At 67.0% G+C, this 26,356-nt stretch carries 30 protein-coding genes, 1 tRNA gene, 1 other RNA gene and 1 pseudogene; 23 read left to right on the top strand and 10 right to left on the bottom strand.

Annotated features, from left to right (window positions below; genetic code table 11):
- Positions 1-5 precede the first annotated feature (5 nt).
- Together smpB and ACQHI0_RS21350 are read left to right on the top strand one after the other, a co-directional pair.
- Complete coding sequence (smpB, locus tag ACQHI0_RS21355; protein WP_427903614.1) at positions 6-479, top strand: SsrA-binding protein SmpB; 474 nt, start codon at positions 6-8, stop codon at positions 477-479.
- Entirely contained in the window at positions 479-1,342 is an 864-nt protein-coding gene (locus tag ACQHI0_RS21350; RefSeq protein WP_427903613.1) for an EamA family transporter, read from the top strand. Before smpB ends, ACQHI0_RS21350 begins: the two co-directional genes overlap by 1 nt.
- Before the next feature lie 3 nt (positions 1,343-1,345).
- Here ACQHI0_RS21350 and ACQHI0_RS21345 read toward each other — a convergent pair whose 3' ends face one another.
- Positions 1,346-2,644: an ABC transporter substrate-binding protein gene (locus ACQHI0_RS21345; protein WP_427903612.1), complete on the bottom strand. Its 1,299-nt coding sequence runs from the start codon at positions 2,642-2,644 to the stop codon at positions 1,346-1,348.
- 227 nt (positions 2,645-2,871) lie between these two features.
- Between ACQHI0_RS21345 and ssrA the strand changes: the two genes are divergently transcribed.
- Positions 2,872-3,244: a transfer-messenger RNA gene (ssrA, locus tag ACQHI0_RS21340) on the top strand.
- Between the two features lie 38 nt (positions 3,245-3,282).
- Here ssrA and ACQHI0_RS21335 read toward each other — a convergent pair.
- Both ACQHI0_RS21335 and ACQHI0_RS21330 read right to left on the bottom strand, forming a co-directional pair.
- Positions 3,283-3,981 (bottom strand): site-specific integrase, encoded by a 699-nt coding sequence (locus ACQHI0_RS21335; RefSeq protein WP_427903611.1) that lies wholly within the window; start codon positions 3,979-3,981, stop codon positions 3,283-3,285.
- A gap of 48 nt (positions 3,982-4,029) precedes the next feature.
- Positions 4,030-4,260 (bottom strand): hypothetical protein, encoded by a 231-nt coding sequence (locus ACQHI0_RS21330; protein WP_427903610.1) that lies wholly within the window; start codon positions 4,258-4,260, stop codon positions 4,030-4,032.
- 218 nt (positions 4,261-4,478) lie between these two features.
- Between ACQHI0_RS21330 and ACQHI0_RS21325 the strand changes: the two genes are divergently transcribed.
- The 10 genes and pseudogenes from ACQHI0_RS21325 to ACQHI0_RS21280 all read left to right on the top strand — a co-directional run bounded on the left by ACQHI0_RS21325 (position 4,479) and on the right by ACQHI0_RS21280 (position 11,108).
- Positions 4,479-4,850, top strand: coding sequence for a hypothetical protein (locus ACQHI0_RS21325; protein ID WP_427903609.1), 372 nt, complete (start codon positions 4,479-4,481; stop codon positions 4,848-4,850).
- On the top strand, positions 4,834-5,364 hold the full coding sequence (locus ACQHI0_RS21320) for a DUF6879 family protein (RefSeq protein ID WP_427903608.1): 531 nt from the start codon (positions 4,834-4,836) through the stop codon (positions 5,362-5,364). Before ACQHI0_RS21325 ends, ACQHI0_RS21320 begins: the two co-directional genes overlap by 17 nt.
- On the top strand, positions 5,361-6,218 hold the full coding sequence (locus ACQHI0_RS21315; protein ID WP_427903607.1) for a helix-turn-helix domain-containing protein: 858 nt from the start codon (positions 5,361-5,363) through the stop codon (positions 6,216-6,218). The genes ACQHI0_RS21320 and ACQHI0_RS21315 overlap by 4 nt, the downstream gene beginning before the upstream one ends.
- A 45-nt stretch (positions 6,219-6,263) precedes the next feature.
- Positions 6,264-6,899, top strand: a complete 636-nt coding sequence (locus tag ACQHI0_RS21310; RefSeq protein WP_427903606.1) for a hypothetical protein — start codon at positions 6,264-6,266, stop codon at positions 6,897-6,899.
- 289 nt (positions 6,900-7,188) lie between these two features.
- Positions 7,189-7,740 carry a TetR/AcrR family transcriptional regulator gene (locus tag ACQHI0_RS21305; RefSeq protein WP_427903605.1) on the top strand — a complete coding sequence of 184 codons (552 nt, stop codon included), beginning with the start codon at positions 7,189-7,191 and terminating at the stop codon, positions 7,738-7,740.
- 71 nt (positions 7,741-7,811) lie between these two features.
- Positions 7,812-8,588, top strand: coding sequence for an SDR family oxidoreductase (locus tag ACQHI0_RS21300; RefSeq protein ID WP_427903604.1), 777 nt, complete (start codon positions 7,812-7,814; stop codon positions 8,586-8,588).
- Between the two features lie 96 nt (positions 8,589-8,684).
- A complete protein-coding gene (locus ACQHI0_RS21295; RefSeq protein ID WP_427903603.1) occupies positions 8,685-9,014 on the top strand; it encodes an ArsR/SmtB family transcription factor in 330 nt (109 codons plus the stop codon).
- Entirely contained in the window at positions 9,014-9,718 is a 705-nt protein-coding gene (locus tag ACQHI0_RS21290) for a cation transporter (RefSeq protein ID WP_427903602.1), read from the top strand. Before ACQHI0_RS21295 ends, ACQHI0_RS21290 begins: the two co-directional genes overlap by 1 nt.
- A pseudogene (locus ACQHI0_RS21285) lies at positions 9,719-9,991 on the top strand (methyltransferase family protein); the annotation flags it as partial. It abuts the gene before it with no gap.
- A gap of 58 nt (positions 9,992-10,049) precedes the next feature.
- Positions 10,050-11,108, top strand: a complete 1,059-nt coding sequence (locus tag ACQHI0_RS21280; RefSeq protein ID WP_427903601.1) for a hypothetical protein — start codon at positions 10,050-10,052, stop codon at positions 11,106-11,108.
- 83 nt (positions 11,109-11,191) lie between these two features.
- On the opposite strand, the gene ACQHI0_RS21275 is transcribed toward ACQHI0_RS21280, so the two are convergent.
- Positions 11,192-11,401 (bottom strand): DUF5302 domain-containing protein, encoded by a 210-nt coding sequence (locus ACQHI0_RS21275; protein ID WP_427903600.1) that lies wholly within the window; start codon positions 11,399-11,401, stop codon positions 11,192-11,194.
- 111 nt (positions 11,402-11,512) lie between these two features.
- Here ACQHI0_RS21275 and ACQHI0_RS21270 point away from each other — a divergent pair, with 111 nt between their 5' ends.
- Entirely contained in the window at positions 11,513-12,394 is an 882-nt protein-coding gene (locus ACQHI0_RS21270) for a hypothetical protein (RefSeq protein WP_427903599.1), read from the top strand.
- Here the strand turns inward: ACQHI0_RS21270 and ACQHI0_RS21265 are convergent.
- Entirely contained in the window at positions 12,372-13,235 is an 864-nt protein-coding gene (locus ACQHI0_RS21265) for a DUF1266 domain-containing protein (protein WP_427903598.1), read from the bottom strand. The two genes, ACQHI0_RS21270 and ACQHI0_RS21265, sit on opposite strands and share 23 nt — an antisense overlap.
- Positions 13,236-13,338: 103 nt before the next feature.
- On the opposite strand from ACQHI0_RS21265, the gene ACQHI0_RS21260 reads away from it, so the two are divergent.
- Together ACQHI0_RS21260 and ACQHI0_RS21255 are read left to right on the top strand one after the other, a co-directional pair.
- Positions 13,339-14,034 carry a helix-turn-helix domain-containing protein gene (locus tag ACQHI0_RS21260; protein WP_427903597.1) on the top strand — a complete coding sequence of 232 codons (696 nt, stop codon included), beginning with the start codon at positions 13,339-13,341 and terminating at the stop codon, positions 14,032-14,034.
- Between the two features lie 122 nt (positions 14,035-14,156).
- Positions 14,157-14,645, top strand: a complete 489-nt coding sequence (locus tag ACQHI0_RS21255) for an NUDIX domain-containing protein (protein WP_427903596.1) — start codon at positions 14,157-14,159, stop codon at positions 14,643-14,645.
- Here ACQHI0_RS21255 and ACQHI0_RS21250 read toward each other — a convergent pair.
- The 4 genes from ACQHI0_RS21250 to ACQHI0_RS21235 form a co-directional block, all read right to left on the bottom strand.
- Complete coding sequence (locus ACQHI0_RS21250) at positions 14,621-15,019, bottom strand: VOC family protein (protein ID WP_427903595.1); 399 nt, start codon at positions 15,017-15,019, stop codon at positions 14,621-14,623. The two genes, ACQHI0_RS21255 and ACQHI0_RS21250, sit on opposite strands and share 25 nt — an antisense overlap.
- Positions 15,020-15,070: 51 nt before the next feature.
- Entirely contained in the window at positions 15,071-15,484 is a 414-nt protein-coding gene (locus ACQHI0_RS21245; RefSeq protein ID WP_427903594.1) for an arsenate reductase ArsC, read from the bottom strand.
- 131 nt (positions 15,485-15,615) lie between these two features.
- On the bottom strand, positions 15,616-16,917 hold the full coding sequence (locus ACQHI0_RS21240) for a D-arabinono-1,4-lactone oxidase (RefSeq protein ID WP_427903593.1): 1,302 nt from the start codon (positions 16,915-16,917) through the stop codon (positions 15,616-15,618).
- 57 nt (positions 16,918-16,974) lie between these two features.
- The gene (locus ACQHI0_RS21235; RefSeq protein ID WP_427903592.1) at positions 16,975-17,652 is read right to left on the bottom strand and encodes a TetR/AcrR family transcriptional regulator; all 678 of its coding nucleotides are present in this window, start codon (positions 17,650-17,652) and stop codon (positions 16,975-16,977) included.
- A 130-nt stretch (positions 17,653-17,782) separates the two neighbouring features.
- On the opposite strand from ACQHI0_RS21235, the gene ACQHI0_RS21230 reads away from it, so the two are divergent.
- From ACQHI0_RS21230 to ACQHI0_RS21200, 7 genes are all read left to right on the top strand, one after another.
- Positions 17,783-19,276 (top strand): MFS transporter, encoded by a 1,494-nt coding sequence (locus ACQHI0_RS21230; RefSeq protein ID WP_427903591.1) that lies wholly within the window; start codon positions 17,783-17,785, stop codon positions 19,274-19,276.
- A gap of 173 nt (positions 19,277-19,449) precedes the next feature.
- Positions 19,450-19,866, top strand: coding sequence for a fluoride efflux transporter CrcB (gene crcB, locus ACQHI0_RS21225; protein WP_427903590.1), 417 nt, complete (start codon positions 19,450-19,452; stop codon positions 19,864-19,866).
- A gap of 64 nt (positions 19,867-19,930) precedes the next feature.
- Positions 19,931-20,293, top strand: a complete 363-nt coding sequence (crcB, locus tag ACQHI0_RS21220; protein WP_427903589.1) for a fluoride efflux transporter CrcB — start codon at positions 19,931-19,933, stop codon at positions 20,291-20,293.
- 47 nt (positions 20,294-20,340) lie between these two features.
- A complete protein-coding gene (gene pgm / locus ACQHI0_RS21215) occupies positions 20,341-21,978 on the top strand; it encodes a phosphoglucomutase (alpha-D-glucose-1,6-bisphosphate-dependent) (protein ID WP_427903588.1) in 1,638 nt (545 codons plus the stop codon).
- Positions 21,975-23,306 (top strand): MFS transporter, encoded by a 1,332-nt coding sequence (locus ACQHI0_RS21210; protein WP_427903587.1) that lies wholly within the window; start codon positions 21,975-21,977, stop codon positions 23,304-23,306. The genes pgm and ACQHI0_RS21210 overlap by 4 nt, the downstream gene beginning before the upstream one ends.
- 65 nt (positions 23,307-23,371) lie before the next feature.
- Positions 23,372-24,112 carry a DsbA family protein gene (locus tag ACQHI0_RS21205; RefSeq protein ID WP_427903586.1) on the top strand — a complete coding sequence of 247 codons (741 nt, stop codon included), beginning with the start codon at positions 23,372-23,374 and terminating at the stop codon, positions 24,110-24,112.
- Between the two features lie 170 nt (positions 24,113-24,282).
- Positions 24,283-24,355 (top strand) — tRNA-Ala (locus tag ACQHI0_RS21200).
- A 165-nt stretch (positions 24,356-24,520) separates the two neighbouring features.
- Here ACQHI0_RS21200 and ACQHI0_RS21195 read toward each other — a convergent pair.
- Positions 24,521-26,341 (bottom strand): lipase family protein, encoded by a 1,821-nt coding sequence (locus tag ACQHI0_RS21195; protein ID WP_427903585.1) that lies wholly within the window; start codon positions 26,339-26,341, stop codon positions 24,521-24,523.
- Positions 26,342-26,356 lie beyond the last annotated feature (15 nt).

The following is a 26,356-nucleotide window of genomic DNA, read 5'->3' as shown; positions in this document are numbered from 1 at the left end:
CCGTTATGAAGGAGAAAGGCCGGAAGGTCATCGCGACCAACCGCAAGGCCCGGCACAACTACACGATCCTCGATACCTACGAGGCGGGGATCGCGCTGGTCGGCACCGAGGTGAAGAGCTTGCGTGAGGGCAAGGCCTCGCTCGTCGACGCCTTCGCGACCGTCGATCACGGTGAGGTCTGGCTGCGTGGCCTGCACATCCCGGAGTTCAGTCACGGCACCTGGACCAATCATTCGCCGCGCCGCACCCGCAAGCTGCTGCTGCACAAGCGGGAGATCGAGCACCTGGTCGGCAAGTCGCGCGAGGGCAACCAGACGCTGGTGCCGCTGTCGATGTACTTCTCCGACGGCAAGGTGAAGGTGGAGCTCGCGCTCGCCAAGGGCAAGCAGGACTACGACAAGCGTCAGGATCTGGCTCGCAAGCAGGCCGAGCGCGAGGTCACCCGTGAGGTGGGTCGGCGGGTCAAGGGCATGCGTTAGTGCTCTCCGTCGCGCTCGCCCTCATCGCGGCGGCGGGCTACGGAGTCAGCGACTTCTTCGGCGGGATCGCGGCACGCAGGGTCACCGCATTGCGGGTGGTCGTGGTGTCGTACCCGTTCTCGGTGCTGTTGGTCTTGCTGATCGCGCCGCTGGTCGGCGGGCATGCCGACACCGCGTCGATGGTGTGGGGTCTGGCCGCCGGGGTGGCCAGTGGATTGGCGGTGTGGTGGTTCTACGCCGCGCTGGCCGACGGGCCCATGGCCGTGGTGTCGCCGGTGACCGCGGTGCTGGTCGCTGGGATCCCGGTCATCGCCGGTTTCTTTCTCGGCGAACGGCCGGGCTCGGTCGCGATCGCGGGCATCGCCTTGGCCCTGGTCGCGGTGGTGCTCGTCAGCAGAGAGGCGCCCGACGAAACCACCGAGGAGATCACCGGCGGCAGGCAACTGCGTTTCACCCGCCGGGTTGCGCTCCTCACGATCGGGTCGGGCGCCGCCTTCGGTTTCGCGTTCTATTTCCTGCACGAGACCAGCGCGAGCGCGGGCCTGTGGCCGTTGCTGGCCCAGCGCGCCGCGGCAACCGCGGTCGTGTGGACATCGGCGCTGGCGGCAGGCGAATTCCGCGGATTACACGGCGAGCCGCTGCGCCTGGCGTTGGCGATCGGCGTGCTCGATGTGATCGCCAACGCCGCGCTGCTCTACGCCTTCCACGGCGCGATGCTTTCGGTGGTCAGCGTGATCGGTTCGCTGTATCCGGCGGCGACTGTGCTGCTGGCGATGGTGCTGCTCGGCGAACGCATCAGTGCCACCCAGAAGGTCGGTATGGTGCTGGCGCTCGCGGCGGTCGCCATGATCGCCGCGAGCTGATCCCTACAGCCGGGTGCAGGGCTCGTGCAGGCTCAGCCGCCCCAGCGTCTTGCCCTGATAGCCGACTCTCACCGCCTTGGCGCCCATCGGCGCCGTCCGGTCCGGTTCGAACACCACCGACCATTCCGCGTCCAGATCCGGTTCGGCCGCGCCCGCCGGGTGGATCACGACCATGCCCTCACCGTCGGGTTTCATCGCCCCGACGCTGCGCCGCAGGCCCGCCCTGGTGAGTTCGCCGTTCGCCGCCGCCGTCGTGAGCAGGGCTTTGAGCGGGTAGGTGATCGCCCAGCCGAGTGAGTAACCGAAGTTGGCGGGTTCACCGCTGACCGCCTCGCGGGCATTTTTGGCGCCCACACTGTCACCAGACCAGCTGTCGACCGGGGTCGTGTAGTTGTAGAGCGCGGTCAGCGCGGGCGCGGCCGCCGATTGCAGCAGCGCCTGGTTCCAGGTGGGCAGCGAGCCGAGGAACCGGCCGGTGAAGCCGGCCTTCACCAGCTTGCCCACGATCTCCGCGGTCTCGGCCGGCCCGGTGGCCAGCATCACCAGATCCGGTGTCGCCGCCAGGATCTCCTCGACCGGCCCGTCCTGGTTGCCGACCTCGGCATTGGGTCCGGTGTCGATGCGATCGGCGATGGTCGCGTCGTTGGCCAGCGCCCACTTCAGTGCGCCGCTGGCGTAGTCGCCGCCGTAGTTGCCGCGATAGGCGACCACGGCGATATCGCGTGGCATGTAATGGGTTTCGGCGAACCAGTCGAGTCCCGTCACCGCTTCGGTGCAGTAGGAGTAGCCGGCGCTGAGCACCAGGTTGCGGTCGGCGCTGCGATAGTTCCAGCCCGACCACTGGGTGGCCGCCGTGCTCACCATGTCGTCGGCGTCCATCTGATTCAGCATCCCGATGGTCTGCGCGGTCCCGAAACTCATCGACAACGCGAGCACGTTCGGCTCGATCTCGTGATACGCGCCGCGATGAGTGCGGGGATCGAGGGAGGTGTTGCGGGTGTAGGTGCTGATGTCGATGTCGTAGCCGCCGATACCGCCCGCCGCGTTGACCTGCCGCCAGAACGCCACCTGACCGTCGTTCATCGACGCTCCGAGCGCGGAGAACGGCCCGTTCTGCAGATCCGAGAGCACCCCGAGATAGATGCAGCCGCGGTCTGTGTTCGCCGAACCAGGACACGGTGCGCTGGTGACGCCCGGCGCGGCGGTGGGCTCGCCGGACGAGCACGCCGCGGCCAGCACGAGACTCGCGACAGCCGGGACAGCCGCGAATCGGCGTAGTCCACGGTGACTGGTGTATGCCATGGGATAACTCCTTGCTCCAGTCGCCCAGGACATTTCACAGTTCCGGGGCGGCCGATCGAGAACAGTACCCGCCGCTCCCGGCACTCCTACCCGGTTTCGCCGATGCGGTCGGCCAGTGGTTCGCCACAAGATCACCTCGGCGCCACCGCGAGCTGGCAGCGGATAATGGGATGATCCCGCGCCGCGCCGGTGTTAATATGACTAGCCCGCAAGGTGCGGGCACGTACGGGGCTGAACGGTTTCGACTGCGTACGTTGATTCAGGGGAAGCGTGTCGGTGCAGGCAAGAGACCACCGTAAGCGTCGCTGCAACCAATTAAGCGCCGATTCCAATCAGCGCGAGTACGCCCTCGCTGCCTAAGTAGCCAGGACGTCTCTGTCAGTCCGGGTTCGTCCCTCGACCCGGGTACTGGCATCAGCTAGAGGGAATTACCGTTCGGCTCGGTCGCGGAGTCGAATGGGACATCTAACAGCGACTGGGATCGTCATCCAAGCTTGTTCGCGAGACCTGGAGATCCAAGCAGAGACATAGCGAACTGCACACGGAGAAGCCCTGAAGACGCGGCGGAGGACCCGGGTTCGATTCCCGGCAGCTCCACTCGAAGTCTCTGGCCTGTTAATGCAGGTCAGAGACTTTTTTTATGCGCTGAGCACGGTCAGATTCGGCCTGCTGCCCACACTTTGCCCACATCCTGCGGCAGCAAGCCTCAAACCGGAGCCCATACGGGCCGCCACATCGTCCAAGTCGTCCTCGAACAGGTGCCCGTAGTTGTCGAGGGTCATCGTCGCTGACTTGTGGCCGAGCTGGCGTTGGACAGTCTTCACGTGAGCACCGGACCGGATCATCAGGGACGCGGCAGTGTGCCGCAGTTCGTGCGCCGTGACGCGAGGGAAGGTGGGGGAGTCCGTCGCGTTGCCGTCCTCGTCTCGCGGTGTGGACGCTGCGATGCAGCGACGCACAGCGCCACCGAACCAATGCGTTGTCGTCGGCGGGCGCAACGGCTGACCATCCGGCCGCGACCACACCAACTCTGTCGAGTGCTTGCCCTTCAGGACCGGGACGCTGAGGTCCATCACTTCGGCCGGTACCGCGACCGTGCGCCGCTCCCACGTCTTCGGGGTGCCGATCACCGTGCGGGAGTTCACCTTGGATGCTGACCGGACGATGTGGATGCGCCGACGAGCCACGTCGATGTCACGCGGTCGCAGAGCAGCCATCTCGCCCCACCGGAGACCGGAGTAGGCCAAGAGCATCACGATCGCCGGGTGCTTCGACTCAGCAGCCAGCGCGGCGACCTGGGCGTGCGTGAGTATCGCGCCTGGGCCACACTGCGGCAATGAATACCGCCCCCGGGAGTCCGACTGCGACCGTCCATCCCAGCGTCATCATCCGTCTGCCCTCGCCCCTGCTGTGTTCAGCGGTCGGGGTGCGACGTCGCGCTGTTCGGCTGCGGTCAGCCAGTCGGCCACGTTCTCCAGCGACCCGGTGACGACCACCCTGTAGGGGTTGTACAACTCCCACCCATAGGGCGGTTCGGGAGCCTTGCGGATCGCCATCGACCGAAGCGCGGCACGTTCGCGCAGGGCGTCCAATGTCTCTTGTATCGCCTTGCTCATGGCGCACCTTCCAGGGCCGAAGTTGGTAGGCATCCGGTAGCGAGGCACAACACAGAGGGAGAACGTAAGGGGGTGGCCGTTCGGATCTGTCACTCGCTACCGGAGCCGTGTTCAACGTACGAACCACCAGGTCGGCAGCACTACGACTTTGCTTCAGTTTGCTCGAAGTTGCGCAAATGCTGGTCAGCACACCGGGTTTCACGCGACCATGAACGTGCGTGACGCAAACTCACGCACACCGCTGGACGGGAGGGTCCAAAGTGAAGCTTCATTTTCTGGGATCAGGTGGATCGAACACGAACGGTTGCCCATCGCTGTACGAGACAGACCAGGGCACATTCCTGGTGCAGGGCTGGACTACCGACACCGCCGACACAGTCGAAATCCCGCACCTGCTAACCGGTTTCGCACAGCCACGCACATACCTGGGCGCAACGCTCACCGACACCGGCCGAGGCACGTTCACCGTGACCGGTCGCCCGATCACCGAGACAGACACGCTCGCACAGATCGACCTGGCTGCCGACGAGACAGCCATCGAGGTACCGCTACGAAAGCGAGAGTTTTACGGTCATGCAGCAACTCAGTGACGACGGGTTCGCCGAACTGTTCGGCAGAACCACGCGCGACGCGTTCCACCTCGAGGTCCAAGACACCTACGCCGTAGACCTCGAAAACGGGCCTTACGCGCGGTGGTTGGCCGGTGAACCCGACGACTACGGATGGATGACTCCGTGGCTCGACCAGGTAGCCGACCTGACCGCGTCCGGTGCGACTGTGCGCAGGGTTCGGGTGGTCAGCCGTCCTCATACCGACTACACGCGGTGGTGTCTGCACGTCGCGCAGGAGAACATCCGTGCGGGTGAACAGGTCCAGTACATCGACCGCGCCGACATCGACCCTGAGCTGCTGACCACTGACGATTGGTGGCTCTTCGATGACAGGGTCGCCTCGTTCAACGTGTTCGAGCCGTCCGGCCGTTTCGCGGGCGGTGCGGTGACCACCGACCCCAGGATTCTCGCGATGCTGCGGGAAGTACGAGACACGGTCTGGCTGAAGTCGGTTCCCCGTGATGAGTACGCCGCCGGAGAACCCCAGCGGTGACAAGCGCCGTCCACGCGGCACGCGAGGCCCTGGGGCTCCAGCTCCGGGGCCTTCGCCACGATGCCCGACTCACCGGCCGCGCTCTTGCGGGTCTCGCGGGCTGGCACGAGTCCAAGATCAGCAAGGTCGAATACGGCAAACAGACGCCGTCCGAGGACGACGTTCGGACATGGTGCGAGCACACCAACAGCACCGAACACCTGCCCGATCTCATCGCAGCGCTCCGCAACATCGAAGCGGCCTACCTCGAGTACAGGCGCGTCCTGGCGACCGGCACGAAGCGACGGCAGAAACAGGCCGTCAAGCTCGAAGCCGACACCGAGGTCACACGCTGGTACGAGCCGCAGGTAGTGCCCGGCCTCCTCCAGACCGCCGACTACGCGCGATGGATACTCGCGCGCGTCACCGACTTCTACGAAACCCCGAACGACCTCGAGCAGGGCGTAGCCGCCCGAATCGAACGGCAACGTGTGCTCTACCACGGCCGTCATCGGTTCTGGTTCGTCATCGCTGAGCAGGTGCTCCACACAACCGCCGGTGACGACCAGATCATGTTGGGTCAACTCGACCGACTACAGACCGTCATGGAGCTTGCGCGGGTGTCGTTGGCGATCGTCCCCACAGCCGCCGTCTACCGGGCACCGACGATCAACGGGTTCGTCATGTTCGATGACCGACTGGTCCAGGTCGAAACCGTCTCCGCAGAGCTGAACGTCACCCAGCCACGAGAGATCCGGCTCTACGCACGAGCGTTCGACGTGCTCGCCCGGCAGTCAGTCACCGGAGAGCGCGCACGAACGTTGATCCGCCGGGCGATTGAATCCCGCCGACACGCTGAACCACCCGGAAGCTGATTAAGTCTGCACGTCACAGGGTGTGCGCTCGAATACGATCGCGCGATGACGGACCAGAAGCACGCAAGCTATCGGGCCGCGTGGGTACCAATGGCGCTACCCGAACATCCGTTGGACCCTGCCGTCGAGCTGTGCATCGGATGGATTAACAGCGAAGCGCACCGGCTGGGTCTGTACCCCGTGCTGATGTCGCCGACCCGCCCTGCCGTCGAGTCTTCGGAGCCGCTTGCCGAATTCGCGGCAGCGAATGTGCACATCACCGCCCTGTCGCATGCCATTCTGCCCGGGTCCGGGCCGGTGCTCTCGTATACGCCGGACGTCAAAGAGCTTGTTACCGCAGTCACGCTGACGAAAGACACGGCGCTGTGTGTGTTGGAAAACGTCATCTTCCCGGTTCACGGATGGGCCGCCGCTGTTGGTGCGCTCAACCTCGCGACCGGCCAGGTTACCGATCCGCCCCCAGAGGACCTCGCGACGCAACTCCGTCGTCTCGCCCACGCGGGATACAAGGGGTTCACAGACAATCCGACCAAGCTCAGCGCGAACGAGATCCTGACCGCTATGTCTGAACGCGACGACTACGACCCTGGCTTCATCGTGGGATATCTGGCGGCCCAGAAGCAGGTGAGCGCCGCCGGACTCGTCAGACTCCAGGGGATGGCCGCCGAGTTCGCTCCATGACGCGCGTTTGCGCCCAGGCGCTCCGGTGCTCCGGTGCCCACATTTTGCCCACACAGGGAGCGAAAACAGGGCACCGGAGGCCGGACCGATTGGAATGCAACCGCAGGTCAGAAAGTTGCCGGATCTGCGATCCGGCGGAGGACCCGGGTTCGATTCCCGGCAGCTCCACTCAGAGCCCCTCACCTGACACGCAGGTGAGGGGCTTTTTCGTGCGCGGACGACGCAGTTTTGTAACTTCGAATCCACTATGTGTAGGGTTCAGGATGTGGCGCGGAGCAAGGGGTTCGACATGGATCGAGCCGTGGACCAGGCGATGGAAGTCTTCTGGGCCAACGGCTATGCGGGCACCACGCCGAAGCGGCTCACTGCTGAGCTCGGGATCGGTAGCGGCAGCCTCTACAACGCGTTCGAGAGCAAGCGCGCGCTGTTCGAGCGGACGTTGCGGCGTTACTACGAGCGGGAGTCGGTGCGCCTGATTCAGGTGCTGGATGGGCCGGGCGCGCCGCGCGAGCGTCTGCGTGCCGCGGTCGATCTGGTGGTCGACGCGGCGCGGTCGGATGACGGGCGCGGATGCATGGCCGCCAATGCCGCGATCGAGTTCGGCGGTCGGGATCAGGTGGTCGAACATCTCGTGCGGCGAATCTTCGACCGGCAGGAGGCGGCCTTCCGGAGCACCATCGAGGAAGGACAGCGTTCCGGCGAGATCGCCGCCGACGTCGATGCCGTGGCCGTGGCCGGGCTGTTCCTCGCGACGATCAACGGCATTCGGGTGCTGGCCAAGGCCGATCAGAGTTCGCCGCGCCTCGACATTATGGCCGCTACGGCGTTGCGCGCCCTCTGACGTCTCTGGTGTGAACTTCCCGCGCTTCGTCATGCTCATATTTTGTATCTGTAGTTCAAGAAAGGAACATCATGGATCTACAACTTTCGGGAAAGACCGCCGTCGTCACCGGTGCCAGCAGGGGGATCGGGCTCGAAGTCGCCCGGTCGCTCGCGGCCGAGGGCGTGCACGTCATCGCGGCCGCACGGTCCGCGGGCACGAACAGTGACCTGGCCGAACTCGGCGTGACCGCGGTGTCGCTCGACCTCACCGATCCGCTGAGTGCCGCCCAGCTCACCGAATTCGGCGACGTGGACATCCTGGTCAACAATCTCGGTGGCGTGGCACCGGCCAGCATGGCGGCCGCTGGCTTCCTGGCCGTCGACGATGCCGCGTGGCAGCAGACCTATGACCTCAACCTGTTCGCCACGGTCCGCGTCACCCGAGCGCTGCTGCCCGGCCTCCTGCGGCGGTCCGGCGTGATCGTCAACGTGTCCTCGATCGGCGCTCGCGCCGCCTTCCCGCCGGTCGACTACGGGACGGCCAAAGCCGCCATCACCAACCTGACCAAAGCCCTCGCCGAGGAGTTCGGCCCACAAGGTCTGCGTGCCATGACGGTCAGTCCGGGACCTACCCGCACCGAGAACTGGGGCGACCCGTCCGGCTACGCGGGCCGGCTCGCCGACGTGGCGGGTGAGGACCTAGCCGACTTCCTGGCCAGGGTCCCCGAACGGATGGGAATCACCACCGGGCGGCTCACCGAACCGGCCGAGACCGCCGCGCTGATCACGTTTCTGGCCTCGCCTCGCGCGGGTAACCTCACCGGCGCCGACTATCTGGCTGACGGTGGTGTGATCAAGACCGTGTGACCCGAACCTGCCGTGGGGGAGGGCTCGCGGCCCTCCCCGGCATCAATATTCGATACATACTTCTCTGAATTCAGAAGTCTCTGTACTATCTTTCCCGTGACTACCGCAGTGCAGATCGACGCTCTCGCCCGTTTCGGCTACGCCCTCTCGGATGCGACGCGAACCCGGATTCTGCTGAGTCTGCGGAAGGGGTCTGGGTATCCGTCGGAGCTCGCCGAGGCGATCGGGGTCTCGCGGCAGATTCTGTCGAATCATCTGGCCTGCCTGCGTGGATGCGGGCTGGTCGTCGCGGTTCCTGAGGGGCGGCGCAGTCGGTATGAGCTGTCCGATCCGCGGATCGGGCGGGCCTTGGACGATCTGGTCGGGCTGGTGCTGGCTGTCGATCCGGCCTGCTGCCCGGCGGCGGAGTCGGATGGCTGCTGCTGATGGAGTCGATCGGGATGCCTGCGCTGACGGCGCCGAGTTCGGCGCGGAAGGTGGTGCTGGCGAAGCGGATTCGATGGTTGGTCGCGGTGACCATCAGCTACAACGTGGTCGAGGCGGTCATCGCGCTGGCCGAAGGAGCGCGGGTCTCCTCGACCGCGCTGATCGGGTTCGGACTGGACTCGGTGATCGAGGTGTCCTCGGCGGCCGCGGTGGCGTGGCAGTTCGCCGGGCGCGATCCGGAAGCGCGGGAGAAGGTGGCGCTGCGGGTCATCGCATTCTCGTTCTTCGCGTTGGCCGCCTATGTCGCCGTCGACGCTGTCCGTTCACTGCTCGGGGTCGGCGAGGCGCGGCATTCGACGGTCGGAATCGGGCTGGCGGCAGCGAGTCTGGTGATCATGCCGGTGCTGTCCGCAGCGCAGCGCAGGGCCGGACGCGAACTCGGGTCCGCCTCCGCCGTCGCAGATTCCAAGCAAACCCTGTTGTGCACCTATCTCTCGGCTGTGCTGCTTGTCGGCCTGGTGCTCAACAGCCTTTTCGGCTGGTCGTTGGCCGACCCGCTCGCGGCGCTGGTGATCGCGGTGATCGCGATCAGAGAAGGGATCAACGCCTGGCAGGGCGAAACCTGCTGCACGACAACGTCCACCGGATGCGGTCACGGGGATCCCGACGGCTGCTGTGACGACTTCACCAGGGGAAACACATGATGGCGAGCTGCGCACTCGGTCACTCTGGTCGACACCGGCGTGTTCGGTCTGGTCCGGAACCCCATCTTCACCGCGATGCTGCTGTTCGCCGGTGGCATCACGCTGATCATCCCGGACGCTGTCGCGATCGTCGCGTTCGCATTGCTGCTGGTGACGATCGAACTCCAGGTGCGCGTCGTCGAGGAGCCGTATCTGACGCGGGTACACGGCGCGAACTATCGCGCCTACCTCGCCGCCACGGGCCGCTTCGTCCCTGGCATCGGCCGCGCCTGATCTGACCGGCGAGACCCTGGTGCAGGCCCGTGCGGCGAGGCCACGTAGAACTGAGCGAATGACGCGGTATGCATACGACTCGGGGGCGGGAACGCTGGTCGCCACCTGGGGGACCGGTCGGGGTGACGTCGCCGAGACGATCGCCGAGGTGCCGGGGGCCGAGCACGGGGTGGAGCTGGCGGCGGCGCTGGCGAGTTTGGCGCGGTTTCAGTGGCGGACCTACACCCATCCGGCGACCGCGGCCGGGGATCCCGATATCGAGAACGGGGAAGCGTGGCGGCGGGCGGAGGAGCGCAATCGCTTCGCGAAGGTCGAAGCAGCGCTGCGCACCCCCAATCTGCCCGACGACGACGGATGCATGCTGGTCTTCTACAGCCCCATCGAGGAATCCGCGCACCACGTGGGCCGCGTGCTCCACGCGATCGGTGACGCGGGCCTGGTGGACCGGGTGGTGAACGAGGTGCTGACCGAGCAGGCGGCGATCACGGCCGCGGAACTGGGTGATCTGGCAGGCCGAGCCAGGCAGGCCGTCGAACTCACCCGGCCGGAGATCTCCCCGGTGCAGGTGCACGCGGCGGACAGCCTGCTCCGCGCCAACCCGTTGGGCACGATCGACCTGTTCACCGAACTGGATCCGGCCGCCGCATCGGTCGCCGCCGCACACTGGCTACGGGCCGCGGCGACGGTGGCGGGCGAGGTCACGGGCCTCGAGCCGGTGGACGTGGTCGCCGAGGCGGACGACATCGAAGCACTGCAGGTCGAAACGCCGACCGTGGTCCTGGAACGGCTCGGCGAGGGGGAGACGCCCACCCAGGTGGTGGTCGACCTGATCGCCGATGCCATCGCCGTGTCCGAAGGCAAGGTTCGCGACCTGGACGGAATCATCGACGCCGCGCAGGAAATCGAGGAGCGCGACGAGGACGACGATCCCGACGCCTGGTCCGACGGATATCGCATCTGCCGCCTCGACCCCACTCGCCCCGCGATCGACCTGCTCGAAGACCTGCTCGGCGCCATCCGGGGATGTTGGCTGGTCTTCAGCGAAGCAGACAGCGGTACCACGTTCGAGAACGCGGTTCGATCCGAAGCGGACGCCGACACCTCCCGCTTGCAGTAGCTCCGCGTCACCGAAAAGCCCTGCGCCGCACGGTGATTACCGGCGGGGCAGGGCTGCTCACGGAAGCGGGGCCGCAGCGCGAACTATCCTCCGGCGCGACGGCGGAAGGTGCGCTTCCCGCCTGCCTGCGCGTGCGTCCCACGCACCTTGGCGGCATTCTGCGCGGCCCCTCCGGCGGAGGAGTGGCCGTTCTTCCGCTCGAGCGCCTCGCGGAACTTCCGCTTGGTCGCCTCTTCCGGAGTTTCGTTCGCATCACCGGACTGGTCGGCGGAGATTTCCTGATCATCGGGCATGCGTACAGCCTGCCACCTCGACGCACCTTCCGGCACCATCGGCGGGACCATCGCCCGGCCCGTCAGTGCCCCTCGGTACGATCCACCGATGCGGGGCAGGCCAGGAGGGACGTGGCTGTGATCGAAGTATGGGGTGCGCGGGTCGCGGTTCGGTACGCGGACGGGCGGCTGGTGACGACGCCGCTGCGCGCGGACAACGAGATCGGGCTGGATGTCGGCGTCGCCGAACTGGGCAGGGTCGCGCTCGCGACCACCGAGGACGGGCAGATGGCACTGCTGCTGTTCTTCCGGTCGGCGCAGTTCGTGGTCGACGGGGCGCCGACCGAACGTCATCCGGTGCCGGTGTTCCTCGAAACCGGTTTACGCGAGCAGGCGCAGACGCTGATCAGAGCGGTCGAACGTGACCTGGTCAGCTTACGGAGGGTCTTCCCTCCTCGACCGAATCTCGTTCCACCACAATCGGTGCACGGTGCGAACGGCAGGCAACGTCCCGATGTCACGGCCGCCGCGTACCGAATGCGCCACGCGGGCAACTCCTTACGTGAGATCGACATCCTGCACCGCTGTGCCCGTCCCGATGAGTACGTGCTCGAACTGGCCCAAGCCGGCCACGAGGGCGCACCCGGCCTGGTCGCGATCACCACCCTGCGCCTGCTGTTCGTCTCCGCGTGGGCGGTCTACGAATTCCCGGTCTCGGTCCTGTCCGGCGCCGAAGTGATCTCCGGTCAGGTTGCGACCCTGCGTATTTCGGGCGCGGGCGCCGACCTGGACTTCGTCGACTGGGAACCCGCCGACTTCACCCGCATCACCGAGGCCGTCCAGCTGGCCTGCGAAATCGAGCACGTCGACGGATCCATCGCCGCGACGATGCCCTCCTCGGCCGACCTCTTCGGCGAATGGCAACTGCTGGTGGAACGCCGCAAACTCGGCATGGTCGACGACGATCCGTTCCGCCGTCAAGCCGTCGGCATCATGCTGACGATGCCGGGCTGAACACCGGCGCACCCGCGTGCAGGGCGACCCGCCGCCATGGACTCGACGGCCGCAGGTGAAGCCCCGCGATCATCCGCCTGCGTTCGGCCACTTGACTTTTCGCCGCCGATAGATCCTGTGTGGCCGCCCAGAAGATCGCCCCGGTGAGGAACCCGTCGCCGAACTGGCGCCAATTGCGATAGTGCTGACGCGCCCGATCCAGGCCGGTCAGCATGTGCTCCCACGCCTCGTCCTCGGTGAGGTAACCCGCCGTGCACGCGGCGCGGGCGATGAACACCAGCCGTGCCAGATCCCATGCGGTGGCGTCGATCTGCAGCGGCGTCGGCAGACTGTCGGTGATGCCGAGTTTGATGGCCTGCAACCAGGCGTCGTAGTCGCGATCGATCCCCGCGGGTCCGCGATACCCGCGGAAACCCGAGAGCGTGTGCAGGAATTCGCGGTGCTCGTCGGCCAACCCGGACCGGTCGACCCGTCCGGTATCGGTCGCCGCCATGACGGCGAGCGGATGGACGAGTTCGAACAGCGGCGCGTGCATCCCGGCCAGCAACCGCCGCGCGGTGTCATGGGCGTCCTCGGCGTTGTCGACGCCCCACGATTCATGGAGTCCCTCGATCGCGGTCTCGCGCCGCGTCGACGAGCTGTCCGGCTCCTCCGGGAGGAACGCGACCCCATCGCACTGCGCACCCCAGCTCCGGCCGTAATACGCGCCGACGGCCAAGGCCCGGATCCGGTCGTCGTCAACGGCCGCCCCGGACCATACGTCGGGCTCGATATCGATGTCCGCCCCCGGGAAACCGGCCACGCGCGGCCGTCCGCCCTGCACTGCTGCTGTCGGTTGCATGTGGCACCCCTCTGCCGAGCGAACGTCGTGCCGCCAGATCTTACGTACTGCGCGATGACAGCGCGGCAGCTACCTGTCGGTGGGCAGGACTACCGTCGGAAGGGTGACGGGATACCGGGAACGCGCATCGCGGCTGGACCGAGCGGTGGTCTGGTCGCGGACGGTGCCTGCCCACACGGGGCCGGTCACCGTGTTTCCGGACGGGTGCATGGATCTGATCTGGACCGAGGGCACGTTGATGGTGGCGGGTCCGGACGATCGGGCGTTCCGCGCGCCGACCGCGCGGGCGAGCGAATTCGCCGGCATCAGGTTCGCGCCGGGCACCGCGCCGACGTTGCTCGGGATTCCGGCGGTGGAGCTGCTGAACCAGCGGGTCGACCTGGCCGAGATCGCACCGTCGCGGACCACCCGCGCACTCGTCGACCAGGTCGACAACGCGCCCGACCGCGTGGCCGCGCTGGAAGCGATCGCATTACGATTCGCCGCCGAGAACGGTCCGGCGGATCCGGCGCTCACCGCCGTCGTCGACTCGTTGTCGGCGGGTGCGACGGTTGCCGAAACCGCCGCCGAGACGGGTATGTCGGCCCGGATGCTGCATCGGCGATCGTTGTCCGCGTTCGGCTACGGACCCAAGATGCTGGCCCGTGTGCTGCGATTTCAACGTGCGCTGGGGGCGGTTCGCACCGGCGTCCCAGCCGCGCGAATCGCGGCGACGACCGGTTTCGCCGACCAAGCGCACCTGTCGCGGGAATTCCGTGACCTGGCGGGATGCTCGGTGCGCGCACTACAAATGGGCTGACCAGCACCTCGATGCCCGGAAAGTCTCATTCGGATTCATCGTGACGGAGGGTTACGCTCACAGAGCACGCCCCGTCGCAAGTGCTCAGCACAGTCCGAACACCGACGAGAGGATGTGACCTGATGATCGACGAATCCGTGTACTCCGCACTCCGTATCGAGGCTGAACGAGACGAAATCCGCCGGCTTGTCGTCGGCGCGGTCATCGTCCGCCATCAACGAGTACTCATCCTGCGCCGCCGACGATCGGATTTCCTGAGTGGCCGGTGGGAGCTGCCCAGCGGCGTCGTCGAGCCGGGTGAGGCACTCGACGAAGCGCTGGCCCGCGAAGTCGCGGAGGAGACCGGGCTCGAGGTCACCGGGGTCAGCGACTATCTCGGCGATTTCGACTACCTGACCGGCGCGGGTGCCCGCACGCGGCAGTTCACCTTCGTGGTCGACGTGGCCGCCACGGGACCGGTGACGCTCACCGAGCACGACGCGCACCTGTGGACCAGGCTCACCGGAGAACCCCCGGTCAGCGACGAGGTCCGCGACATGCTCGGCGTGTATCAGCGGCGTCAGCGCGCCCCGCACGACTGGTCGACCTATTCGGCTGGCAACGGCGCGTAGAGGTCGATTCCGTGCCCGTCGGGGTCGACGAGCGAGGCGTAACGCTGACCCCAGAAGGCATCCCATGGCGGGAGTTCCCCGTGATGGCCGGCGTCGACGAGCTCGGCGTAGAGCTTGTCGACCTCGGCCGGATCGGCGCAGCGGAACGCGAGACTGCTGCGGCCGGGGCCGGTCGGTGGCTGCCAGCCGGGCGTGAACGAGGCGATCGTGGCCTCGGTGTCCAGCGCCAGCCGCAGCCCGCCGCCGAGCACGGCCTCGGCATGCCCCTCGGTTTCGGAGCCGTCGGGGAAAACCAGCCCCAGCTTGCGGTAGAAGGCCACCGAAGCGGCCATATCGGAAACAACAACGGACACGACATCGAGCTGTGGAGTCATATTCGCAGCGTAGACACGTGAACCCGACGAAGTCTTGAACGAATCGGACGTTCAGCGCGCAGGCACCGGCACCAGTTCCGCGATCAGATTGCCGATCAGGATCTGCAGGTGATCGCGAATGCTGCGCACCACCTCGATCGGCTGCCCGGCCGGATCCGACAGCACCCAGTCGCGATAGCTGATCCCGGGAAAGTACGGGCACACCTCGCCACACCCCATCGTGACCACCACGTCCGAGAGCCCGACCACGTCATCGGTGAGCGGCTTTGGTCGTTCGCCGGAGATATCAATCCCGATCTCGGCCATGGCCGCCACCGCGGCGGGGTTCAGCGCGGGCGCCGGGTCGCTGCCCGCGGTGCGCACCTCGATCCGGTCACCGGCCATGGCGCGCAGCAAGCCCGCCGCCATCTGTGATCGGCCCGCGTTGTGGACGCAGACGAACAACACTGTGGGAGTGTGGGCCATGGTCGCCCTTTCGGCGCAGGGGCGAAGTGCTTGTGGCGCTTCGGCTATCACCGCCCATCATTCCATCCGGGCGCACCGTCGGGGGCGCGTGCGGACGAACCGGCGACACTGTTGTCCGAGGTGTGTCCGCCTCAGTCGAGGGTGCCGAGCACCCGGTTCACGTAGTCGTTGGCGAATACCCCGGTGGGGTCGAAGCGGCGTCGTACCGCGGCGAAGCGGTCCCATTCGGGGTAGCGCGGGCGCAGCGTCTCGGCGGTCTGGAAGTGGCGTTTGCCCCAGTGCGGCCTGCCGTCATAGGTGTTGAACACCGCCTCGCACGCACGGAAATACGGCTCCCACACCATGCCCTCGTACTGGTGCACCGCGATGTAGCAGGTCTCGCGGCCGCCGGCGGGGGAGAGGAAGGCGTCGTCGGGCGCGACCCAGCGCACCTCGATCGGCATCGGCGTGCCGAATCGCCTTCCCAGCGCCAGTATCTCGCGGATCGCCTGCGCTGCGTGTGCGCGCGGGATCGCGTATTCCATCTCGTTGAACTTCACCAGCCGCGGCGTGGAGAACACGCGGTAGGAGCGGTCGACCTGCCGGTTGTTGCTGCCCGCCAGGGTGGCCGCGCGATGAATCACGGGAATGGCGGCGGGAATTCGCCGGCCGAGCTTGCACATGCCGCCGTAGACATGGTTGGCGATCAGGATGTCGTTGATCCATTCGTTCACCTTGCCGCGCGGTTGTTCCGGCGCCTCGGTGCGATTGATGGCCTTGGTCATCGCCGTGCCACTGTGCGGGAAGGCGAAGAACTCGAAATGGTCACTGCCATCGGCGAATTCGTCGATATCGGCGAGGATCTCGTCCAGCGCCACCGGTGTTTCGACGCACTCCAGCACGAACGACGGCGCGAGCTGCAAGGTGGCCGCGGTGACGATGCCGAGCGCGCCGACACTGACTCGCGCCGCCTTCCAGCCGTCGGGATCGGTCTGCTCGTCGAGCTCCACCCGGGTGCCGTCGGCACGCAGCAACTCCACCGAGTGCAGCGCGGCGGAGATATTGCGCAGCCGGGATCCGGTGCCGTGGGTGGCGGTGGCGGTCGCGCCGGCCAGGCTCTGTGTATCGATGTCGCCGAGATTGGGGAAGGCCAGCCCGTGGTCGTGCAATATCGGGCTCGCCGCGTGCAGCGAGATCCCGGCCTCCACGCGCACCCGGCCGGTGTCGGCGTCGACATCGAGCACCTTGTTCAGGCCGCTGAGGTCGACGAGTGTGCCGTCGGTGAGCACCGCGTCGGTGAACGAGTGCCCCGACCCGGCCACGCGCACGGTCCGCCCCGCGGCGACCGAATCGGCCACGATCGCGGCCAGTTCCTCGACGTCACGCGGCGCGGCGACGACGGCGGGTGTGCAGCGCTGCTCGCCTGCCCAGTTCACCCAGGTGCTCTTGGTCATGTGTCCAACTGTAGAGGATGGACTGTGACGCGCGCTACTTCTGGGTGGGGTCGGGGCTCAGCGACGGCGGCCGAGGCAGCCGGCGGCCTTGGCCTGCTCGACCTCCTCGTCGGTCATCGGGGGGACAAGCAGTGGCCTGCGTGGCACCGAGTCGGTGCGAACGCCGTTGAGGGCGATGGCCATATACCGTTGCCACACTTCGGAATTCACCGGCCCGGCGAACTCGGCGAGCGAGTTGACCATGTGGATCAGCGCGAAGAAGTCCGTGGTGGCAACGTCGGAGTCGATCGCGCCCGCCTCGCGCGCGCGATCGATGATCGCGGTCACCGACGGGTGGATTCGGTCGCGTAGCTCGGCGAATCGGGCCGGATCTTCCTCGAGCTCGAACATCACCTCGCCGAAACCGCGGTTGGTCGCCAGGTGTTTGCACGCGCTCTCGAAGAATTCGACGAGCCCGAGCCAGGCGTCCGGGTTGCCGAGGGCTTCGTCGGCCGCGTCGGCGAAGTCTTTGACGTGCTGATCGAAGACCTCGGCAATGAGTTCCTTCTTGTTCGCGAAGCGCCGGTACACCGTGCCGACGCCGACGCCCGCGCGCTCGGCGACATCGTCGAGGGTGATCTCGAGACCGTGATCGGCGAATAGCTCACGGGCGGCCGCGACGATGCGTTGCTGGTTGCGCGCGGCGTCGGCGCGCAATCTGCGAGGTGGTGTGGCAGTCGTCGTGGCGTGATTCACAAGTACATCCTATCAATCCGGGGATTAAGTGGAGGTCGTTTCTCCGTTACTCTGGTAGCTTCGAATGAAGCGGAGGCGTTATCTCCGATTATGCCACCCAGCAACCGCCCGCAGCCTTCCAAGGGGAGTTATGACCACCACACTCGACACGGAGCCCAAGAGCTCCGCGGATACCGGGCGTCGCGGCTCGCACGCCCTGCGCTGGTGGGTGCTTGCCGTCCTCGGCATCGCCCAGCTGATGGTCGTGCTCGATGCGACGATCGTGAACATCGCCCTGCCCGCCGCCCAAGCCGACCTCGGCTTCGGCGACGGTGACCGCCAGTGGGTCATCACCGGCTACGCGCTGGCCTTCGGCAGCCTCCTGCTGCTCGGCGGCAGGCTCAGCGACCTGTTCGGTCGCCGCAACACCTTCATCGTCGGTCTGATCGGCTTCGCGGTGGCCTCGGCCGTCGGCGGCGCGGCCACCAGCTTCGAGATGCTCGTCGCGGCCCGCGTCGGCCAGGGTGTGTTCGGTGCGCTGCTCGCGCCCGCCGCGCTCTCGCTGCTCACGGTCACCTTCACCGAACCCAAGGAACGGGCGAAGGCCTTCGGCATCTTCGGCGCCGTTGCCGGTACCGGTGGCGCGATCGGTCTGCTCCTCGGTGGCGTGCTCACCGAGTGGGCGTCGTGGCGCTGGGCGATGTATGTGAACCTGATCTTCGCCGCCGTCGCGCTCGTCGGCGCCGTGCTGCTGCTCGCCAAGCACGTCGCGACCTCGCGGCCCAAGCTCGATTGGACCGGCACCGTCGCCGTCACCGTCGCGCTGTTCGCCATCGTCTACGGCTTCTCCCACGCCGAGTCCAACGGCTGGAGCGACCCGGCCACGCTGGCCTTCCTGATCGGTGGCGCCGTGCTGCTCGCGGCCTTCGTGTGGATCGAGACCAAGGTCGCTCACCCACTGCTGCCGCTGCGCATCGTCGCCGACCGCACCCGTGGCGCGGCGTACCTGACCGTGTTCATCATGGGCATCGGCATGTTCGCGATCTTCCTGTTCCTCACCTACTACATGCAGCTGACCCTGGCGTACACGCCGATCGTGACCGGCCTGGCGTTCCTGCCGATGGTGGCGGGCATGGTGGTCTCCTCGACCACCGCGCCGTCGCTGCTGCTGCCGAAGGTCGGCCCCAAGGTCGTCATCAGCGGCGGTTTCCTGGTCGCCGCGGTGGGCATGCTGTGGCTCACGCAGATCGGCCTCGACTCGGGTTATGTCACCCACATCCTGCCCGCGCTGGTGCTGCTCGGCCTCGGCCTCGGTGGTGCGATGTCCGTCGCCTTCCAGGGTTCGACGGCGGGCGTGCAGCACGAGGACGCCGGCGTCGCCTCGGCGATGGTCAACACCAGCCAGCAGGTCGGTGGTTCCATCGGCACCGCGCTGCTCAGCACCATCGCGGCCTCGGCGATGACCGACTACGTGTCGTCGCATCAGCCGGGCCCGCTCACCATGGCGCAGGCCGCGATCGAGAGCTACACCACCAGCTTCTGGTGGGCGACGGCCACTTTCGTGCTCGGTGCGATCGTGATCGGCGTGCTCATGCCGAACACGGTGCCCGCCCCGGCCGAAGGCGAGCCGGTGCTCGCGCACTGATCTGAAAACATCGCCAGACGATGGCCCGAACCGACAATCGGTTCGGGCCATCGTCGTTCGTTCGCGTGGTCTGCTGAAAGTTTGCCGCGGCCGCACCGCGCGCATCGGTGTCGGTAGGTCTCGATACCATGAGCAACGACCACCACACGGATCTGCCAACGGGAGGGGAACGCATGGCATCGCCGCCCGCGGCGCTCGATCCGGCCGTTCTCGCGGCGATCTCGGTGGGCGGCGGTCTCGGTGCTACCGCACGTTTCGGTATCGGTCACTGGTGGCCGGTGCCCGACGGCGGGTTCCCGTGGTCGACATTCACGGTGAATGTGCTCGGCTGCTTCGCGATCGGCGTCTTGATGGTCGTGGTCACCGAACTGTGGAACGCGCCGAAACTGCTGCGCCCGTTCCTGGGAATCGGTGTGCTGGGCGGCTTCACGACTTTCTCCACCTATAGCCTCGAGATTCGTAGACTCGTCAACACCGGCGCGACGGGCACGGCGGTGTCCTATCTCGGTCTGTCGGTGCTCGCGGCGCTCGGTGCCGTGGCCATCGCCATGATCGCGACCAGGTGGGTAGCGCGGAGGGGGACCGCATGAATTCGACGACGGAAGGGGGCGAGCCGATGGTCGAGATGTGGGCTCTCGCACGGGGAGGCGCGGCATGACGGTGGCGCTGGTGATGGCCGGTGGCATGCTCGGAGCGCCGGCCCGGTACCTGATCGACCGGCGGATGTCCGCGTGGTTTCCGACTGGGCTGCCATGGGGGACGCTAGCCGTTAACATTGTCGGTTCGGCGTTGCTCGGGGGTTTGATCGGCGCGAGTGCGGGCAGTGCGCTGCTGGCATTCGCGGCCACCGGCTTCTGTGGTGCGCTGACCACGTTCAGCACGTTCGGGTACGAGACGATCCGTCTGGTAACCGAGGGCGCCTACGTGTACGCCGTGGGCAATGTCGCGATCAGCGTCGCGGCGAGCCTGGCCGCGGTGTACGCCGCCGCGTCCCTGACCCAGTGGTTGTGCGCATGATCCTCATGACCAGCCGCGCGCAGCCGACACGGAAGGGAACACCCACCATGGCCCACGATCGCGCCGGACGGCCTGCCCGCCCGACCGACCTGGTGGACATCGCCCACCTGGTCACCGCGTACTACAGCCTCGTGCCCGATCCGGACGAGCCGAGCCAGCAGGTGGTGTTCGGCACCTCGGGTCACCGTGGGTCCAGCGAGGACAGCGCGTTCAACGAAGCCCACATCATGGCGATGACGCAGGCGATCGTCGAATACCGCGCCACCCGTGACATCACCGGCCCGGTCTACCTCGCGCGCGACACCCACGCCCTGTCCGAACCCGCGTGGACCACCGCCTTGGAGGTCCTGGCAGGCAACGACGTGACCGCGGTGATCGACGCCCGCGGCCGCTACACCCCGACGCCCGCGCTGAGTCATGCGGTGCTGAACCACAATCGCGGCGGCACCAAGCACCAGGCCGACGGCATCGTGGTCACCCCCTCGCACAACCCGCCGCGCGACGGCGGCTTCAAATACAACCCGCCGCACGGTGGTCCCGCCGACACCAAGGCCACCGACGCCATCGCCGCGCGCGCCAACGAGTTGCTGCGCGGCGGGCTCGCCGGGGTCAAACGGGTCTCGCTCGATCAGGCGATGAAATCCCATGTCGAACGCTACGACTACCTCGACCAGTACGTCTCCGACCTGCCGAACGCGTTGAACCTGGACGCGATTCGCGGCGCGGGCATCCGGATGGGCGCCGACCCGATGGGTGGCGCGAGCGTGGACTACTGGGAAGAGATCGGGCAGCGCTTCGATCTCGAGCTCGAGGTGGTCAACCCGTTCGTCGACCCCACCTGGCGTTTCATGACCCTCGACAGCGACGGCCAGATCCGGATGGACCCGTCCTCGCGGCACGCCATGGCCGCGCTGGTCGGCATCAAGGACGACTACGACATCTCCACCGGCAACGACGCCGACGCCGACCGGCACGGCATCGTCACCCCCGACGGTGGCCTGATGAATCCGAATCACTTCCTGGCTGTCGCGATCGAATACCTGGTCGCGAATCGGATGTGGTGGGACGCGCTCACCAAGATCGGCAAGACCGTGGTCACCTCGTCCATGGTCGACCGGGTGGTCGGCGTGCTCGGGCGGGATGTGTACGAGGTGCCGGTCGGGTTCAAGTGGTTCGTGCCCGGATTGTTCAGTGGCAGTTTGGCTTTCGGTGGCGAGGAGAGCGCGGGCGCGTCCTTCCTGCGGATGGACGGCACCGTGTGGACCACCGACAAGGACGGCATCCTGCTCGCCCTGCTCGCCGCCGAGATCGCCGCCGTCACCGGCCAGACCCCGTCGGCTCGCTATGGCGAACTCGAACGTCAGTACGGCAGCCCCGCCTACGCGCGCATCGACGCCGCCGCCACCAGCGAGCAGAAAGCCGAGCTCGCGCGCCTGACTCCCGACGCCGTCACCGGCACCGAGATCGCGGGCGAGGAGATCACCGGCATCCTCACCACCGCGCGCGGTAACGGCGCGCCGCTGGGCGGGCTGAAGGTGACCACCGAGAACGCCTGGTTCGCCGCGCGTCCCTCGGGCACCGAGGACAAATACAAGATCTACGCCGAATCGTTCCTCGGCCCCGAACATCTCACCCAGGTGCAGGCTGCGGCCGAGGAGATGGTGAACCAGGCGCTGGGCGAGTGAGCGCGCCGGCCAAAGTTCGGCTACCCGCCGAGATCTGGGTACTGATCGCGGCGGCCTTCGTGATCGCGCTGGGCTTCGGCCTCGTCGCACCGGTACTCCCGCAGTACGCGCGGGAGTTCGGGGTCGGCATCGCGGCGGCCTCGGCGATCGTGAGCGCGTTCGCGTTGATGCGGTTGCTGTTCGCGCCCGCCAGTGGGCGGCTCGTCCAGAAGCTGGGCGAGCGGCGGGTGTATCTGGCCGGCATCGTGATCGTCGCGGTGTCGACCGGGGCGTGCGCGCTGGCGCAGACGTATTGGCAACTGCTGGTGCTGCGTTCGCTCGGCGGCATCGGGTCGACGATGTTCACGGTGTCGTCGATGGCGCTGATCATCCGGGTGTCGCCGCCTGCGGCGCGCGGGCGGGTTTCGGGTGTCTACTCGACCAGCTTCCTGATCGGCTCATTGGTCGGGCCGCTGGTCGGCAGTAGTTTGGCCAGTTTCGGGCTGCGTGCGCCGTTCCTCATCTACATGGCCGCGCTGCTCATCGTGTGTGTGATCGTGTTCGCCGGGCTGCGTGAATCGCCGGTGCTCGCTCCGGAGAACGGTGCGAAGTCCATCGAATTCAGCTTCCGGCAAGGCTGGGCCGAACCCGCGTATCGGGCGGTGCTGCTGTCGAGTTTCGCCGGTGGCATCGCGGTGTTCGGTGTGCGAATGGCGTTCGTGCCGTTGCTGGTCGTGGAGACGCTGCATCAGGAAGTCGGCATGGCGGGCGTCGCGCTGACGGTGTTCGCCGCTGGCAACGCGGCGGTGCTGTTCCTGTCGGGCAGGCTCTCGGACAAGTTCGGCCGAAAACCGTTCCTGATCGCCGGGTCGGTGATCTGCGCGCTCGGCACCGGTGCACTCGGCTTCGCACCGAATATCGCGTGGTTCCTGGTCGCGTCGTTCATCGCGGGGCTGGGGTCGGGGATGTTCAGCCCCGTGCAGCAGGCGGCGCTGGCCGATGTGATCGGTTCGCGGGCTCGCGGTGGTCCGGTGCTTGCCGCGTTCCAGATGTCGGCCGATCTGGGCACCGTGCTCGGCCCGATCGTCATCGGCTGGCTGGCGGAGCGCACCTCGTTCGGGGTGGGCATGGCGGTCACCGGTTCGATCCTCGCGGTGTCGGCCGCGGTCTGGCTGGTGACTCCCGAGCCCTCGCGGATCATTCATCCCGAAGACCCCGAGCACCCCGATCACGCGGGTGACGGCATCGACCCGCAGTGCACCTGCGACGGCAGTCCCGATGGCGTGCCGGTGGTGCGCGACGGGATGGTTCCCGCCGGTCGATCCAGCGACTACCAGAAGCCGCACTAGCTGGTCAGTGCACTTTCGGCGTGCCCGAGCGGCACGCCGCCGGTGACTCGAGGCAGAGTGGACGGGTGAGCACAGCCGGTTCTTCGCACAATCCGCGCCCCGTTTCCAGCAACACCACCTACGCGCTGGCCGCGGTGGCGGTCGTCGTGATCGGGTTTCTGGTCTTCGCGGCGTTCAAGTGGAACAAGCAAGCACCAACCGAGGTCCGCAACGACGGCTACGGCGCCGTGCGCGAGGCCGCCGTACAGGTCACGACCACGCCCGAGGGTGTCATCCGGCTCGGTCGCCCCGATGCCGCGAAGACCATCGAGATCTTCGAAGACCCGATCTGCCCCGCGTGCGGCGTGATGGAAACGACCTTCGGTCAGGAGCTCGCCCAGAAAATCGACGAGGGCAAGCTCGCGGTGAACTACCACCTCGTGGCGTTCCTCGACGCCCAGTCCAAGAGCAACGACTACTCCACCCGCGCGGTCGCCGCGAATCTCTGTGTCGCCCAAGCCGGTTCCGGTGCGACCTACAGCAAGTTCCACGAGGCCCTGTTCACGAAGAAGCAGCCAGAGGAAGGCGGCCCGGATCTGAGCAACCCCGCCCTCGCCACCCTCGCCACCGAATCCGGCGCCCCCGAGCCGGTCGCCGCGTGCATCAACAACAGCGCCGAGAACGAGGCCGCGAAGACGGCCGCCGCGAAGAATCTCGCCGACCTCGACGCCCGAACCGGCGACAAGGCCGCCACCCCCGCCATCTACGACGGCACCACCAAGATCGACTGGCTCGACGAGAACTGGGTAGTGAACCTGGCCCCCTGAGCCCCCGCGTGAGGTTCGGCACATTCTACCCCTGACCACCCGATCCGTCCCACCCGAACCCCCACCCGAAACCTCACGTTTCCCCCATCTACCAGCCGATTTGTTCTCCCCGAGAACCATGGTGTAACTTCATTCAGGCAGCAGCGAGAGCCACTGCAACAACTGAACACGGGGCTATGGCGCAGCTGGTAGCGCACCACACTGGCAGTGTGGGGGTCAGGGGTTCGAGTCCCCTTAGCTCCACCCAAACAACAAAGGTCCGGCTTTCGAGCCGGACCTTTGTTGTTTCTGCGCTATCTGATCGTGCGCCTCGACTGGTCCGGTCGCCGCTACCGAGCCCACACCGTCCACCGCCGAGTCCTCAGCGCCACGCTGGCGCGAGAGACTCTGGGGCCGGATGTCCCGTGATCACCCTGCGTTGCAGGTTGGCGTTGGGGCGACGCCGGTCCAGCGGTCGAGGGTCCATTGCACGAGCTGGGGTGTGAGGGGTGAATCGGGCGCGACGAGGCTCATATGACTGAGGCCGGGGAAGGTGCGGTAGTCGATCGGTTCGCCCGCTGCGCAGCGGGCGTCGATCCAATTCTGTTGCAGCGCGGGCTTGACCAGCGGGTCGGCGAGACCTTGCGCGACAAGTACCGGGGCTGGAAATGGGCCGGTGGGAGTCTGGCGCTTCAGCAGGGTGCCGAACTCGCCGTCGAGAAGGCTGTCCGGGAAGACCTGGTTCGGGATCTGCGAGCCGCGCAGGATCGCGGGGAGGGCGTCTTTGCCGTTGAAGCACAGGTTTCTGATCTTCTCGACGCCGTGTTTCGAACCTGGTGTCAGGTGCTCGGTGAGCTGGAGTTCGGGGTAGAGGAGATTCCATGTGTTCGCGATGTAGGCGGAGATGGTCTTGCCGCCGACCTCGGATTTGTCTGCCTCCGCGAGACCGTAGAGATCAGCGGCGGGGGCGAAAGCGGCGACGCCCTTGATGGTGAACTCGGGGGCGTAGCTCTTAGCGACCTGACCCGTCCACAGCGCCGCTTGGCCGCCCTGCGAATGTCCCCAGACGACGGTGTCGGTGGTCGTCGAGATCTCGTCGAACTGCTGTGCCGCGCGAGAAGCATCAAGCACGTTGCGTGCCTCGGCCTCCCCGACGAGGTACGGGTGGGTGCCCTGGGTTCCTAGCCCGATGTAGTCCGAGGTCACCGCGACCCAGCCGTGTTCGGTCACCAACTGCCGGAGCGCGGTACCGGCGCCGTCGTCGAACGGCGCGGCAGCCAGCGACGGCGCGCACTTCGGCGCGATCCCGGTGGTGCCGTGGGCGACGGTCAGCAGAGGATACGGATCGGCCGACGGGTTCGCGGGAGCGAGGATCGTGCCGCTCGACACGGCGGCGGTGCCGTCGGGATGCGTTGTCGTATAGAGGATTCGCCACCCCCGCGCACCATCGGGAACGCCTTCGTCGAGCGGTTCTGAGCGCAGCAGCCGACCTGGTTCGTCCGGCACGTTCGCGGGCGCTGTGTAGAACGGGCCGGGCTCGGGCAGCGGCACGCCCGACAGAATCCGAACACTGCCGTAGGCGAGCAGGACCGCGATCGCGAGTGCCGAAGCGGCAGCGACCGTTCGGACCCAGTGAGGGTTGACGTCGTCGTGCCGGTTCGCCCGTCCTCGGAGCCCGAGCAGTGTGGTGAACAGCAACTGCAATCCGAAGAAGACGAACCACGCGGCGACCCCGAACCGGAATAACACGAGGGTGAGGACCGGCCAGGAGAAGGCGACCACGCCGACAGTGATGCTCGCGATCGCGGTGAGCGCCGCGGTGATACGCCGGTCGACACCGCCCCGACGAGCCCCATCGTCGCGCACCGCCTGCCACACCGCGAGGACTCCATGAACGATGAGCGCCGCCCCGATGAGAAACGCGAGCCCCGGCGCCCCTGCACTCGGCCACACGGCCATCGCCACACCCAGCACGACGAGCACGCCGCCGAGTACCCGCGCGTGCAGTGGAACGCGTCCGGGCGCCGCGTGCGGAATCAACGCCGCCGCCACCCCCACGAGAACGAAGCCGGCACCGGTAACGAGCGCGACCATCTGCACCCGCATCGGAGCGAGAACCAGCAGTGCACCCACAGCGACGGCCGCGATCCCGATCGCACTGCGAAGCGGAGTCGACAACTCGTGCACCCGCCTGCGCAACGTTGCCCCGTCGCCGTGCTCAGCCTGTTCGTTCAACGAATCGTCGCTCAACTCAGCCCCTTTGCC

The organism is Nocardia sp. FBN12 (assembly GCF_050320175.1).
Taxonomy (GTDB): domain Bacteria; phylum Actinomycetota; class Actinomycetes; order Mycobacteriales; family Mycobacteriaceae; genus Nocardia.
This window is presented reverse-complemented; position numbering and strand designations above follow the sequence as displayed.